This is a genomic window from Geobacillus sp. 46C-IIa, assembly GCF_014679505.1.
Classification (GTDB): Bacteria; Bacillota; Bacilli; order Bacillales; family Anoxybacillaceae; genus Geobacillus.
In genome coordinates this window covers 3389809-3405243 of the sequence record NZ_CP061474.1, presented here as the reverse complement: position 1 = coordinate 3405243, position 15435 = coordinate 3389809, and the positions used below count along the sequence as shown (strand labels likewise).

The 15435-nt window shown below is 52.7% G+C and carries 7 protein-coding genes, 2 tRNA genes and 3 rRNA genes; 11 read left to right on the top strand and 1 reads right to left on the bottom strand.

What is annotated here, in order from left to right; all coding sequences use genetic code 11:
- Positions 1-4 precede the first annotated feature (4 nt).
- From yaaA to rrf, 10 genes are all read left to right on the top strand, one after another.
- Positions 5-226, top strand: coding sequence for a S4 domain-containing protein YaaA (gene yaaA, locus IC803_RS17150; protein ID WP_063167083.1), 222 nt, complete (start codon positions 5-7; stop codon positions 224-226).
- Between the two features lie 11 nt (positions 227-237).
- Positions 238-1356, top strand: a complete 1119-nt coding sequence (gene recF, locus IC803_RS17145) for a DNA replication/repair protein RecF (RefSeq protein ID WP_081207981.1) — start codon at positions 238-240, stop codon at positions 1354-1356.
- Between the two features lie 45 nt (positions 1357-1401).
- Positions 1402-3324 carry a DNA topoisomerase (ATP-hydrolyzing) subunit B gene (gene gyrB / locus IC803_RS17140; RefSeq protein WP_063167081.1) on the top strand — a complete coding sequence of 641 codons (1923 nt, stop codon included), beginning with the start codon at positions 1402-1404 and terminating at the stop codon, positions 3322-3324.
- A gap of 154 nt (positions 3325-3478) precedes the next feature.
- Positions 3479-5941 (top strand): DNA gyrase subunit A, encoded by a 2463-nt coding sequence (gene gyrA / locus IC803_RS17135; protein WP_081207983.1) that lies wholly within the window; start codon positions 3479-3481, stop codon positions 5939-5941.
- 120 nt (positions 5942-6061) lie between these two features.
- Entirely contained in the window at positions 6062-7129 is a 1068-nt protein-coding gene (locus IC803_RS17130) for an HD-GYP domain-containing protein (RefSeq protein WP_081207985.1), read from the top strand.
- A gap of 445 nt (positions 7130-7574) precedes the next feature.
- A 16S ribosomal RNA gene (locus IC803_RS17125) occupies positions 7575-9132 on the top strand.
- Between the two features lie 98 nt (positions 9133-9230).
- Positions 9231-9304 (top strand) — tRNA-Ile (locus tag IC803_RS17120).
- Between the two features lie 11 nt (positions 9305-9315).
- Positions 9316-9391, top strand: a tRNA-Ala gene (locus IC803_RS17115).
- A gap of 73 nt (positions 9392-9464) precedes the next feature.
- Positions 9465-12393 (top strand): 23S ribosomal RNA (locus IC803_RS17110).
- 252 nt (positions 12394-12645) lie between these two features.
- A 5S ribosomal RNA gene (rrf, locus tag IC803_RS17105) occupies positions 12646-12762 on the top strand.
- The 16S, 23S and 5S rRNA genes sit together here with 2 tRNA genes alongside, the layout of an rRNA operon.
- 19 nt (positions 12763-12781) lie before the next feature.
- Here the strand turns inward: rrf and IC803_RS17100 are convergent.
- Positions 12782-13786, bottom strand: a complete 1005-nt coding sequence (locus tag IC803_RS17100) for a YaaC family protein (protein ID WP_081211237.1) — start codon at positions 13784-13786, stop codon at positions 12782-12784.
- Positions 13787-13912: 126 nt separating this feature from the next.
- Between IC803_RS17100 and guaB the strand changes: the two genes are divergently transcribed.
- A complete protein-coding gene (gene guaB, locus IC803_RS17095; RefSeq protein WP_081211235.1) occupies positions 13913-15379 on the top strand; it encodes an IMP dehydrogenase in 1467 nt (488 codons plus the stop codon).
- Positions 15380-15435 lie beyond the last annotated feature (56 nt).

The window sequence follows — 15435 nt, the reverse complement described above, 5'->3', positions numbered from 1 at the left end:
GCGGATGGAACAAAAGGTAACGATTATAACAGAAACGATTACGCTAGGGCAGCTGCTGAAGCTGATGAATTTGATCGAGACGGGCGGCGCAGCCAAATGGTTTTTACAAGAGTATAATGTGTTTGTCAACGGCGAAAAAGAAGATCGACGCGGCCGGAAACTGAAAGACGGCGACCGGGTCGACATTGAACGGATCGGCACGTTTATCGTCACGCAGGTGAAGTAGGTGAAGGCCGAGTGTTTCTAACTAACTTAACGTTAACGAACTATCGCAATTATGAACATGAAACGTTAAGCTTTGACCGGGGCGTAAACATCATCTTAGGGGAGAACGCCCAAGGAAAGACGAACATGATGGAGGCCATTTATGTTTTGGCCATGGCAAAATCGCATCGCACTGCCAACGATAAAGACCTTATCCGTTGGAATGAAGAATATGCTAAAATAGAAGGAAGAGCGGAAAAACGAAGCGGTTCTTTAGCGCTTGAACTGACGATCTCGAAAAAAGGAAAAAAGGCGAGATGCAACCATATTGAACAGCAGCGGCTCAGCCAATATGTCGGCCATTTGAACGTTGTCATGTTCGCTCCTGAGGACTTGAATTTAGTCAAAGGAAACCCGCAAGTGCGGCGCCGGTTTGTCGACATGGAGATCGGGCAAGTATCGCCCGTTTATATACATGATTTGAGCCAATATCAAAAACTGTTGCAGCAGCGCAATCATTACTTGAAAATGATGCAGGCGCGTGAGCGAAGCGACGAGGCGGTGCTCGATGTATTAACCGAGCAGCTCATGGTGCTGGCGGCAAAAATCACCTTGCGACGCCGCCAGTTTTTGTCGTTGCTCGAGCAATGGGCGATGCCGATCCATCACGAAATCAGCCGCGGCGCCGAACGGCTTCACATCCGGTACGAACCATCGGTCGACGTATCAGAAAAGGCAGAATTGTCGAGAATAGTAGAGGCATACAGCGAAACGTTTGCCGCTATGAGGGAGCGGGAAATTCAGCGGGGAACGACGCTTGTCGGCCCACACCGCGATGATATCGCGTTTATTGTCAATGGAAAAAACGTACAAACATTCGGCTCCCAAGGACAGCAGCGCACAACGGCGCTGGCAGTCAAACTGGCGGAAATTGAGCTCATCTTTTCTGAGTTAGGCGATTACCCCATTTTATTGCTCGATGATGTGTTGTCGGAACTTGATGACTTTCGGCAAACCCACCTCCTTGATGCAATCCGAAAAAAAGTGCAAACTTTTGTCACTACAACAAGCATCGACGGCATTAAGCACGACATCATTCAGGAAGCGGCCATTTATCGAGTTCGCTCCGGTTCGGTAACCGCCTCTTCTTGACTGTGAAACGTTGAACGTTTGCAAAGAAAGCGTAGGTGATATGGCATGACAATGGAACAGCGGGTTGAGCAGGCGTACGATGCGAGTCAAATACAAGTGCTTGAAGGCCTCGAGGCGGTTCGAAAACGCCCGGGGATGTACATTGGCTCGACGGGACCAAAAGGATTGCACCATCTCGTCTGGGAAATCGTCGACAACAGCATCGATGAGGCGTTGGCCGGCTATTGCACGGAAATTCATGTGACGATCGGAGAAGATAACAGCATCACTGTCGCTGACAACGGACGCGGCATTCCGGTTGATGTGCATGAGGCGACGGGGCGTCCGGCTGTTGAGGTCATTATGACTGTCCTTCACGCCGGCGGAAAGTTCGGCGGAGGGGGCTATAAAGTGTCCGGCGGCTTGCACGGCGTCGGCGCCTCGGTTGTGAACGCCTTATCGGAATGGCTGGAAGTTTATGTGTACCGCGACGGAAAAATTCACTACCAAAAATATGAACGGGGTGAACCTCGCACCGACTTGCAAGTCGTCGGTGAAACGGACCGGACCGGGACGACGACCCGTTTCAAGCCGGATCCGGAAATTTTTACAGAAACGACCGAGTTTGACTATGAGACGCTGGCCACCCGACTGCGCGAGCTCGCTTTTTTAAACCGCGGCTTGAAAATTATCTTGACGGATGAACGGGTCGACAACCGGAAAAACGAATATTTTTATGAGGGCGGCATCCGCTCTTACGTGCGCCATTTAAACCGCACGAGGGAAGTGCTGCACGAGGAGCCGATTTATATCACTGGCGAGCGCGACGGCATCGCTGTTGAAATCGCCTTGCAATATAACGACGGCTACACAAGCAACATTTACTCGTTCGTTAACAACATTCATACGTATGAAGGGGGCATGCATGAGTCCGGCTTTAAAATGGCGCTGACGCGCATCATCAATGACTATGCGCGCAAACAGCAAATTTTTAAAGACAACGACGCCAATTTGACCGGTGAGGACGTGCGCGAGGGGCTGACGGCCATCGTGTCGATCAAGCATCCATCTCCGCAGTTTGAGGGGCAGACGAAAACGAAGCTTGGCAACAGCGATGCGCGCACCGTGACAGACGCCGTCTTCTCCGAGCAGTTCGAGACGTTTTTACTTGAACACCCGGCCGTTGCCCGAAAAATTGTCGAAAAAGGCATGATGGCGGCGCGCGCCCGGTTAGCGGCGAAAAAAGCGCGCGAACTGACACGGCGGAAAAGCGCGCTCGAAATTTCCAACTTGCCCGGCAAGTTGGCCGACTGTTCGTCAAGAGATCCATCTATCAGCGAGTTGTATGTCGTTGAGGGCGACTCGGCGGGCGGTTCGGCGAAACAAGGGCGTGACCGCCATTTCCAAGCCATTTTGCCGCTGCGCGGGAAAATCATCAACGTTGAAAAAGCGCGATTGGATAAAATTTTGTCGAACAATGAGGTGCGGGCGATCATCACTGCGCTTGGTACCGGTATCGGGGAGGATTTCGACATCTCCAAAGCGCGTTACCATAAAGTCATTATCATGACCGACGCGGACGTCGACGGCGCCCACATCCGCACGCTCCTGTTGACGTTCTTTTACCGCTACATGCGCGAATTTATCGAGCGCGGCTACGTCTATATCGCCCAGCCGCCGCTGTATAAAATCGAACAAGGAAAACAAGTGCGCTACGCTTACAACGACCGCCAGCTCGAAAAAATTCTTGCCGAGCTGCCGGATCAGCCGAAACCGACGATTCAGCGCTACAAAGGATTGGGCGAAATGAATCCGGAGCAGCTTTGGGAAACGACGATGAATCCGGAAACGAGAACGTTGCTGCAAGTGAGCTTGCAGGACGCCATTGAAGCGGACGAAACGTTTGAAATTTTGATGGGCGACAAAGTGGAACCGCGCCGCCAGTTTATTGAAGAAAACGCCCGTTATGTGAAAAACTTGGATATTTAAGGCTGAAAAAGAGAGGGAAGCGGCCGCCCTCCCCGCTTCACCTTGCCGACGGGGTCATCCGACGCGCGAGCGAAGCGGCGCCCGCCATCCGTTCGTTTCTGCCGCCGATTAGGCAGACCGGAACGGAGGAGGTTCAAAAGGGAGGTTTGGACGAATGGCAGAACATGAACAACCGCGCATTCGCGAAGTGAATATTAGCCAAGAAATGCGTTCTTCGTTCCTCGATTATGCAATGAGCGTTATCGTTTCACGGGCCTTGCCGGACGTGCGCGACGGATTGAAACCGGTGCACCGCCGCATTTTGTACGCCATGCACGATCTTGGCATGACCGCCGATAAACCGTACAAAAAATCGGCCCGCATCGTCGGCGAAGTGATCGGGAAATACCATCCGCACGGCGACGCCGCCGTGTACGATACGATGGTGCGCATGGCACAAGATTTCAACTACCGGTACATGCTCGTTGACGGGCACGGCAACTTCGGATCGATCGACGGCGATGCCGCCGCCGCTATGCGTTACACAGAAGCGCGCATGTCGAAAATCGCAATGGAGTTGTTGCGCGATATCAATAAAGACACGATCGACTACCAAGACAACTATGATGGCTCGGAAAAAGAGCCAGTTGTGCTGCCATCCCGGTTTCCGAACTTGCTTGTCAACGGTTCATCGGGCATCGCCGTTGGGATGGCGACGAACATTCCGCCGCATCAACTTGGCGAAGTGATCGACGCCTTGTTGGCGCTAAGCCAAAACCCGGACATGACAGTCGCTGACTTAATGGAATACATCCCTGGGCCTGATTTTCCGACTGCCGGACAAATTATCGGCCGCAGCGGCATCCGCAAGGCGTATGAAACTGGACGGGGTTCGATTACGTTGCGCGCCAAGGCTGAGATCGAGCAACACGCCAACGGCAAAGAAACAATTATCGTGAGCGAACTCCCTTACCAAGTGAACAAAGCGAAACTGATTGAACGAATCGCTGAACTTGTGCGTGAGAGAAAAATTGACGGGATTACTGATTTGCGCGACGAGTCGGATCGGAGCGGGATGCGCATCGTCATTGAAGTGCGGCGGGATGCCAACGCGAAAGTCGTTTTAAACAACTTATACAAACATACAGCATTACAAACGAGTTTCGGAATCAATATGCTTGCCTTGGTCGACGGCGAGCCGAAAGTGCTGAACTTAAAAGAATGCTTGGAGCATTATTTAACCCATCAAAAAACAGTTATCCGCCGACGGACGGCATTCGAACTTAAAAAAGCTGAGGCGCGTGCCCACATCTTAGAAGGCTTGCGCATCGCTCTCGATCACTTGGATGAAGTGATCGACCTCATCCGGCGTTCACGGACGACGGAAGCTGCGCGCGAAGGGCTGATGGAGCGATTTTCACTCAGCGAACGGCAGGCGCAAGCGATTTTGGATATGCGTCTGCAACGGCTGACCGGCCTTGAACGGGAAAAAATCGAACAAGAATATCAAGACCTTGTCCGTCTTATCGCCGAGCTGAGAGCGGTGTTGGCTGACGAAGAGAAAGTGTTGCAAATTATTCGCGACGAGCTTAGCGAGATTAAAGAGCGGTTCAACGATGAGCGGCGTACGGAAATCGTTGTTGGAGCCGTCGAACAGCTCGACGATGAAGACTTAATCCCTCATGAGCATATTGTCATTACGCTCACCCATAAAGGCTATATTAAGCGTCTGCCTTTATCGACGTATCGGAGTCAGAAGCGCGGCGGCCGAGGCGTGCAAGGAATGCACACGGCGGAAGACGATTTTGTCGAACATTTGCTCATTACATCGACCCACGACAACGTGCTGTTTTTCACGAACAAAGGGAAAGTATATCGGGCGAAAGGCTACGAAATCCCGGAGTTCGGCCGAACGGCCAAAGGGCTGCCGATCATTAACTTGCTTGAGCTCGATAAAGATGAGTGGATCAACGCGATGATCCCCATTGAAACATTCGACGACGAACGTTACCTTGTGTTTGCAACAAAACAAGGGATCGCCAAGCGTTCTCCACTTTCCTCCTTCGCCCACATCCGCAACAACGGGTTAATTGCTATTCATTTGCGAGAAGGGGATGAGCTGATTTCCGTCAGGCTGACGGACGGCAAAAAACATTTGATCATTGGCACGAAAAATGGGATGCTCATCCGCTTCCCGGAAACCGACGTCCGAACGATGGGCCGCAGCGCAACCGGAGTCAAAGCGATCACGCTCGACGGCGACGATGAAGTCGTTGGCATGGAGATTTTAGAAGATCACCACGACGTGCTTGTCGTCACGAAAAAAGGGTTCGGCAAGCGCACCCCAGCCTCGGAATACCGGGTGCAAAGCCGCGGCGGCAAGGGATTGAAAACGTGCAATGTTACAGAAAGAAACGGTTCTGTCGTCGCAGTGACAACGGTCGTCGGCAACGAAGACTTAATGGTGATTACGACCGGCGGCGTGCTCATCCGCATCGCGGTCCATGATATTTCCCGAACAGGGAGAATTGCCCAAGGCGTCAAACTCATTCGCCTCTCTGGCGAAGATGAACACGAATGCGTCGCCACCGTAGCGAAGGTACCCGAGGGAGAAAAAGAGGAAGACCATTCGGCTTAGTTTCTATGACGTTCCGGCCACAAAGGCGCGGAGCGTCTTTTTTGGTGCTGAAGCACTCCCATTACAGGAAAAATCATGTTAAGATAAACATAAATGTTATAGGCAGAGGTGCATAAACCGATGGTGCGCGTTAAATTGGACCAGCTTTGCGAAGGCTGTGTGCTTGCTGAGGATGTGCTTGGCAAAACAAAAAAACCGATCATGTTGAAAAACACGGTTATCACTAAGTCCCTGCTGCACGTGCTCAGCAAGTTTCTCATTGATGAAGTGGAGGTAGAACCAGTACTAGTCAATGGTGAGCCCTTCCTTGGGGGCGACCCCTCCTTGACGAAACCCGACGAGCGGCCGGTTATGCTGTATTTAGAGGCAGTGAAACAGTATAAAAGGGTGTTTCAGTCATGGCAATCCGGGTTGCCGGTCGATATCCGCGAAATAAGAGAGATCGCCATCCCGCTGTTCAACCAAATGATAAAGCATAAACGGGAGTTGCTTATGCTTCATCATTACACAACAAAAGAAGAATATTTATACCACCACGCTGTCAGCGTTGGTTTGCTCGCCGGGTTTCTAGCCATGCAACTCGGCTACGGCCAAGGCGAATGTCATCAAATCGTGCTTGCTGGCGTTTTATCTGACTGTGGCATGGCCAAAATAAGCAGCCAAATTTTGTTGAAGCCTTCGGCGCTTACCGAGGCGGAGTTCCGTGAAATAGAACAACATCCTATTTTTGGTTACCGAATGGTGCAAAAAATTGCTGCGTTAAACCAAGGAGCAAAATTAGCTGTGCTGCAACATCACGAGCGAAATGACGGCAGCGGATATCCGTTGCGAGTCAAAGCGGAAAAAATTCATCCGTATGGCCAAATTATTGCGGTCGCTGACGTATACTATGCAATGACTTCAGAACGCCTGTACCGCCGCAAGCAGTCCCCCCTTCGTGTTATTGAAACAATGCAGCGGGAGCAAGCGAGCAGATTAAATGCAGAGGTGGTCGCTTTGCTTTTCAACCATCTAGTCAGCTTGCAAACGGGAACTATGGTCAAACTATCAAACGGCGAGACAGCTAAAGTAGTATTTACTCAGCGCGACGAGCCGCTAAGGCCGATCGTCAAGGTGATCGAAACTGAAGAGTTGCTTCCGTTAGCCGAGCACCGAGATCTGTACATCGAGGAAATCTTATCACCTTGACTGAGAAATCCCCACCTTAAACCAAAAGCAGGAGATGGATCATCTATTTTCCGTGAAAATGCCGCACTGGCGCGTGATTTTCATCCCCGGGTGGGGGGCAAAACGTTGCCCATGAGTCTTTTCCGTGAAAATCCCGGCGGCAAGCGGCGATTTTCATCCCGGGGTGGAGCGCAAAAGGTTGCCCATGGACCTTTTCTGTGAACCGTTTCTCCAAAAAATACCGTTGCATAAACGACAACAACGTGATACAATCAGTTTTGCTTGCGAAGACAACGAAATAAAAAACACTATTGACTTTTCGTTGTCTATACGTTATTATTTAATAGCTGTCATCATTAAGAGATGCAAAGTTCCTTGAAAACTAAACAAAACACAAGCGTCATACGAAAAGCTGAGGTTTGCGGCACCTTTGGTGCTGAGGCCGAAGCAAAAGCCAATCAACTTTCTTTTGGAGAGTTTGATCCTGGCTCAGGACGAACGCTGGCGGCGTGCCTAATACATGCAAGTCGAGCGGACCGAATGAGAGCTTGCTCTTGTTTGGTCAGCGGCGGACGGGTGAGTAACACGTGGGCAACCTGCCCGCAAGACCGGGATAACTCCGGGAAACCGGAGCTAATACCGGATAACACCGAAGACCGCATGGTCTTTGGTTGAAAGGCGGCCTTTGGCTGTCACTTGCGGATGGGCCCGCGGCGCATTAGCTAGTTGGTGAGGTAACGGCTCACCAAGGCGACGATGCGTAGCCGGCCTGAGAGGGTGACCGGCCACACTGGGACTGAGACACGGCCCAGACTCCTACGGGAGGCAGCAGTAGGGAATCTTCCGCAATGGACGAAAGTCTGACGGAGCGACGCCGCGTGAGCGAAGAAGGCCTTCGGGTCGTAAAGCTCTGTTGTGAGGGACGAAGGAGCGCCGTTTGAACAAGGCGGCGCGGTGACGGTACCTCACGAGAAAGCCCCGGCTAACTACGTGCCAGCAGCCGCGGTAATACGTAGGGGGCGAGCGTTGTCCGGAATTATTGGGCGTAAAGCGCGCGCAGGCGGTTCCTTAAGTCTGATGTGAAAGCCCACGGCTCAACCGTGGAGGGTCATTGGAAACTGGGGGACTTGAGTGCAGGAGAGGAGAGCGGAATTCCACGTGTAGCGGTGAAATGCGTAGAGATGTGGAGGAACACCAGTGGCGAAGGCGGCTCTCTGGCCTGCAACTGACGCTGAGGCGCGAAAGCGTGGGGAGCAAACAGGATTAGATACCCTGGTAGTCCACGCCGTAAACGATGAGTGCTAAGTGTTAGAGGGGTCACACCCTTTAGTGCTGCAGCTAACGCGATAAGCACTCCGCCTGGGGAGTACGGCCGCAAGGCTGAAACTCAAAGGAATTGACGGGGGCCCGCACAAGCGGTGGAGCATGTGGTTTAATTCGAAGCAACGCGAAGAACCTTACCAGGTCTTGACATCCCCTGACAACCCAAGAGATTGGGCGTTCCCCCTTCGGGGGGACAGGGTGACAGGTGGTGCATGGTTGTCGTCAGCTCGTGTCGTGAGATGTTGGGTTAAGTCCCGCAACGAGCGCAACCCTTGCCTCTCGTTGCCAGCATTCAGTTGGGCACTCTAGAGGGACTGCCGGCTAAAAGTCGGAGGAAGGTGGGGATGACGTCAAATCATCATGCCCCTTATGACCTGGGCTACACACGTGCTACAATGGGCGGTACAAAGGGCTGCGAACCCGCGAGGGGGAGCGAATCCCAAAAAGCCGCTCTCAGTTCGGATTGCAGGCTGCAACTCGCCTGCATGAAGCCGGAATCGCTAGTAATCGCGGATCAGCATGCCGCGGTGAATACGTTCCCGGGCCTTGTACACACCGCCCGTCACACCACGAGAGCTTGCAACACCCGAAGTCGGTGAGGTAACCCTGACGGGAGCCAGCCGCCGAAGGTGGGGCAAGTGATTGGGGTGAAGTCGTAACAAGGTAGCCGTACCGGAAGGTGCGGCTGGATCACCTCCTTTCTAAGGATGCATTGACAAAACCTTTCGGTTTGATTATAATGGCGCTTGGTGTTTTGTTTAGTTTTGAGGGAATTGGTTATTCTCTGCACATACATTATGGGCCTATAGCTCAGCTGGTCAGAGCGCACGCCTGATAAGCGTGAGGTCGGTGGTTCAAGTCCACTTAGGCCCATCCTATATTGTGGGGCCTTAGCTCAGCTGGGAGAGCGCCTGCTTTGCACGCAGGAGGTCATCGGTTCGATCCCGATAGGCTCCACCATTTTAAGTGAACAGAAATCGTTCCTTGAAAACTAGATAACCGATACACAAAAGGAAGAAGCCGAGACGCTTTAGGTTAAGCTAGAAAGGGCGCACGGTGGATGCCTTGGCACTAGGAGCCGATGAAGGACGGGGCAAACGCCGAAACGCTCCGGGGAGCTGTAAGCAAGCGTTGATCCGGAGATGTCCGAATGGGGGAACCCCCTGTCCGTAATGGGACAGGATCCATGCCTGAATCCATAGGGCATGGAGGGCACACCCGGGGAACTGAAACATCTTAGTACCCGGAGGAGAAGAAAGCAAACGCGATTCCCTGAGTAGCGGCGAGCGAAACGGGAACAGCCCAAACCAAGAGGCGTGCCTCTTGGGGTTGTAGGACCGCTCATGTGGGAGTGAGAAAGGAACGGGGTAGACGAACCGGTCTGGAACGGCCGGCCAGAGAAGGTGAGAGCCCTGTAGTCGAAACTTCGTTCCCTCCCGAGCGGCTCCTGAGTACGGCGGGACACGGGAAATCCCGTCGGAAGCAGGGAGGACCATCTCCCAAGGCTAAATACTCCCTAGTGACCGATAGTGAACCAGTACCGTGAGGGAAAGGTGAAAAGCACCCCGGAAGGGGAGTGAAAGAGAACCTGAAACCGTGTGCCTACAAGTAGTCAGAGCCCGTTTATGGGTGATGGCGTGCCTTTTGTAGAATGAACCGGCGAGTGACGATGGCGTGCGAGGTTAAGCCAAGAAGGCGGAGCCGCAGCGAAAGCGAGTCTGAACAGGGCGCATGAGTACGTCGTCGTCGACCCGAAACCAGGTGATCTACCCATGTCCAGGGTGAAGGCCGGGTAACACCGGCTGGAGGCCCGAACCCACGCACGTTGAAAAGTGCGGGGATGAGGTGTGGGTAGGGGTGAAATGCCAATCGAACTTGGAGATAGCTGGTTCTCCCCGAAATAGCTTTAGGGCTAGCCTCAAGGTAAGAGTGTTGGAGGTAGAGCACTGATTGGGCTAGGGGCCCTCATCGGGTTACCGAACCCAGTCAAACTCCGAATGCCAATGACTTATCCTTGGGAGTCAGACTGCGAGTGATAAGATCCGTGGTCAAGAGGGAAACAGCCCAGATCGCCAGCTAAGGCCCCTAAGTGCACGTTCAGTGGAAAAGGATGTGGAGTTGCGAAGACAACCAGGATGTTGGCTTAGAAGCAGCCACCATTTAAAGAGTGCGTAATAGCTCACTGGTCGAGTGACTCTGCGCCGAAAATGTACCGGGGCTAAACGTGCCGCCGAAGCTGCGGGATGACCGTTGGTCATCGGTAGGGGAGCGTTCTAAGGGCAGAGAAGCCAGACCGGAAGGACTGGTGGAGCGCTTAGAAGTGAGAATGCCGGTATGAGTAGCGAAAACAGAGGTGAGAATCCTCTGCGCCGAAAGCCTAAGGGTTCCTGAGGAAGGTTCGTCCGCTCAGGGTTAGTCGGGACCTAAGCCGAGGCCGAAAGGCGTAGGTGATGGACAACAGGTTGAGATTCCTGTACCACCTCCTTCCCGTTTGAGCGATGGGGGGACGCAGGAGGATAGGGTGAGCAGGCGGCTGGAAGAGCCTGTCCAAGCAGTGAGGCTGGCCAGCAGGCAAATCCGCTGGCTAAAAGGCTGAGCTGTGATGGCGACGGATTCGATCCGGAAGTCCCTGATTCCACACTGCCAAGAAAAGCCTCTAGCGAGGGAAGAGGTGCCCGTACCGCAAACCGACACAGGTAGGCGAGGAGAGAATCCTAAGGCGCGCGGGAGAACTCTCGTTAAGGAACTCGGCAAAATGACCCCGTAACTTCGGGAGAAGGGGTGCTCTTTCGGGTGATGAGCCTGGAAGAGCCGCAGTGAAAAGGCCCAAGCGACTGTTTATCAAAAACACAGGTCTCTGCGAAGCCGAAAGGCGAAGTATAGGGGCTGACACCTGCCCGGTGCTGGAAGGTTAAGGGGAGCGCTTAGCGCAAGCGAAGGTGCGAACCGAAGCCCCAGTAAACGGCGGCCGTAACTATAACGGTCCTAAGGTAGCGAAATTCCTTGTCGGGTAAGTTCCGACCCGCACGAAAGGTGTAACGACTTGGGCACTGTCTCAACGAGAGACCCGGTGAAATTATACTACCTGTGAAGATGCAGGTTACCCGCGACAGGACGGAAAGACCCCGTGGAGCTTTACTGCAGCCTGATATGGAATTTTGGTATCGCTTGTACAGGATAGGTGGGAGCCTGAGAAGCCGGAGCGCCAGCTTCGGTGGAGGCGGCGGTGGGATACCACCCTGGCGGTATTGAAATTCTAACCCGCACCCCTTAAGCGGGGTGGGAGACAGTGTCAGGTGGGCAGTTTGACTGGGGCGGTCGCCTCCCAAAAGGTAACGGAGGCGCCCAAAGGTTCCCTCAGAATGGTTGGAAATCATTCGGAGAGTGCAAAGGCACAAGGGAGCTTGACTGCGAGACGGACAGGTCGAGCAGGGACGAAAGTCGGGCTTAGTGATCCGGTGGTTCCGCATGGAAGGGCCATCGCTCAACGGATAAAAGCTACCCCGGGGATAACAGGCTGATCTCCCCCAAGAGTCCACATCGACGGGGAGGTTTGGCACCTCGATGTCGGCTCATCGCATCCTGGGGCTGTAGTCGGTCCCAAGGGTTGGGCTGTTCGCCCATTAAAGCGGTACGCGAGCTGGGTTCAGAACGTCGTGAGACAGTTCGGTCCCTATCCGTCGCGGGCGCAGGAAATTTGAGAGGAGCTGTCCTTAGTACGAGAGGACCGGGATGGACGCACCGCTGGTGTACCAGTTGTCCCGCCAGGGGCACCGCTGGGTAGCTATGTGCGGACGGGATAAGCGCTGAAAGCATCTAAGCGTGAAGCCCCCCTCAAGATGAGATTTCCCATCGCCAAAAGCGAGTAAGATCCCTCGAAGATGACGAGGTCGATAGGTCCGAGGTGGAAGCGTGGCGACACGTGGAGCTGACGGATACTAATCGATCGAGGGCTTAACCTAGAAAGGAAAAGCGGAGGCCGCCCGCCTATCGGCGAAACGCGCTGGAGGGCCTGCGAGGAGGCTCGAACCAAGCAAAGCTTGGTTCTGCGTGGGTGGTGCCATAGGAGCGTATGCAATGTGTCGCCGCCGCAGCAGGACCGAAGCGTCGCGAGCCGATGGCGGCCGGAGCTAGACAGAAAGTGGAAGCGCCGCGGCTTCTTCCCCAACACGGTTATCTAGTTTTGAGGGAATGATCCCCACAACGTTATATGGCCTAGTGGTGATAGCGGAGAGGAAACACCCGTTCCCATCCCGAACACGGAAGTTAAGCTCTCCAGCGCCGATGGTAGTTGGGGCCAGCGCCCCTGCAAGAGTAGGTCGCTGCTAGGCGAAGAAATCCCCTGCTGTTTTAAACAGCAGGGGATTTTTCATTTGGTTTAGCCAAAAACTTTTGCATTAAATATTCGTTCAACAATAACGGAACTTTTTCCGCCGACACCGAAAGGAATTGAAGGATAAAAATGTACGCCTTGCTTGAGTAGGAGTGGAGGAGTTCGCTCCACCATTCGGTCTCGTAGCGGGAAATCATGCTTAAGTTGTACAACAACAAGTAATGGGCGTGGATCTCCGGGAGAGTAAAAATTTTTTCTTTCTTGGTCGGGATATAGTATGTTCCGTTAAGGTGAAATAAAAAAGGGCCCTCTCCAACGGAAGATAGCGGCATCGCTGTCTCAAAATAAAGAAATTCTCCTTCCTCCTTCATGAAGACGAGCTGTCTTCCTTGTCCTTCTTCACCAATATATTGGACAAATCGGGGCAAAGTCATATGGTAGTGATCCAAAATTGTTTTTGGAATGGCCAGCATCGACGGTGAAGCGGTATGTACAATTGGCAAAGATAATGGCTTTTTCCGTCCATTTAGGGAGAAAAACGTTTCATGCAGCTCGCAAATCCGTTGCAACAGCGTGCCCATGCGAAACTTTTCTCCGGCTTCCTGTTTCACATGAAACATTTTTTCAGAAAAATGAGTGAACAAACCATTTTTCTGTACTTTTACTTCGTCATCTAAAAATTCATAGCCTTGTTTTTTTCGTTTTCTCGTTGACACTCCGTGGGCTAAAACGGATGTCGACTCCGGGTAGTCGGGGTCGACGGTAAGCAGGCAAGCTTTTAACAGCTGCACCATGCCGTAAAATAAAAGAACCGGTTTGATCGACAGCGGCGCCTGCTGGGCGGCGGCGTAGAAGTTTTGCCCGTGTTCCAAATAATATAAAAACGGGTAACAGTTCGTATAACTTCGTTGAACTGCGTCGTCGCGCCCCTGCTGCTTGTAGCATTGCTGTAAAAAGTGTTGCGCGGTATCCGCGGAGCGGAAAACAGAAAGGCTGAACGCTTTATTCGTATTTCCGAACATTTTTACCCCCCTTGTGGCTGAATTGTAGGTAAATAACTGAAAAGTTGGACATTTCTTTGATTCCTTGACAGTAGTTTAACCAGTTGTTAAGCTACTAATAATATTTCCGGACAAGGGGGAGAAAACATGTGGGAAGCGAAATTCGCAAAGGAAGGATTGACGTTTGACGATGTTCTTCTCATTCCGGCAAAATCTGATGTGCTACCGCGTGATGTTGATGTCACGACGAGGCTGAGCGACACACTGCAGTTGAACATCCCCATTATTAGCGCTGGCATGGATACAGTCACTGAGGCGGAAATGGCGATTGCGATGGCGCGTCAAGGCGGCCTTGGCGTCATTCACAAAAACATGTCGATTGAGCAGCAGGCCGAGCAAGTCGACAAAGTAAAACGGTCGGAACGGGGGGTTATTACTGATCCGTTTTTCCTGACGCCCGATCATCAAGTGTACGATGCGGAGCATTTAATGAGCAAATATCGCATCTCAGGCGTACCGATCGTGAACAACGTTGAGGAACAAAAGCTTGTCGGCATTATTACGAACCGCGATTTGCGCTTTATTCAAGACTACTCAATTAAAATTTCCGAGGTAATGACGAAAGAAAATTTGATTACGGCCCCGGTTGGAACAACGTTGGAGGAAGCGGAGAAAATTTTGCAAAAGCATAAGGTCGAAAAATTGCCGCTCGTTGATGAAAACGGAATACTAAAAGGGTTAATTACCATCAAGGATATTGAGAAAGTGATTGAGTTCCCGAACTCAGCGAAGGACGCAAAAGGACGTCTTGTCGTCGGGGCGGCTGTCGGAGTGACGGCGGACACGATGATCCGCGTTAAAAAGCTTGTTGAGGCAGGGGTTGACGTCATTGTCGTCGATACAGCGCACGGTCACTCGAAAGGTGTCCTCGAGACAGTGGCTACTATCCGCCGCCAGTATCCGGATTTAGACATTGTCGCTGGCAATGTCGCGACAGCTGAGGCGACGCGCGACCTCATTGAGGCGGGGGCGAACATTATCAAAGTTGGAATCGGTCCAGGCTCTATCTGCACGACACGGGTTGTCGCCGGGGTTGGGGTGCCGCAAATTACAGCGATTTACGACTGTGCGACAGAGGCGCGCAAGTATGGCGTCCCGATTATTGCCGATGGCGGGATCAAGTATTCCGGCGACATCGTGAAGGCGATCGCAGCTGGGGCGCATGCCGTTATGCTTGGCAGTTTGCTTGCCGGCGTCTCGGAAAGCCCGGGTGAGACAGAAATTTATCAAGGACGCCGCTTTAAAGTGTACCGGGGCATGGGATCGGTTGCGGCGATGGAGCGCGGCAGCAAGGACCGCTATTTCCAAGAGGAAGCGAAAAAGTTTGTCCCAGAAGGCATCGAAGGGCGCGTGCCATACAAAGGACCGCTTGCCGATACGATTTATCAGCTCGTCGGCGGACTGCGCGCTGGTATGGGCTACTGCGGAACGCGGAACTTGGATGAGTTGCGGGAGAAAACGCAATTTATCCGCATGACGGGCGCGGGACTCCGCGAAAGCCATCCGCATGACGTGCAAATTACGAAAGAGGCGCCAAACTACTCCGCGTTTTAAGCGAGGTTGCGCCAATCGGCCTAACTTTGACGGAGACATGCCCTCCGTCTATTTTT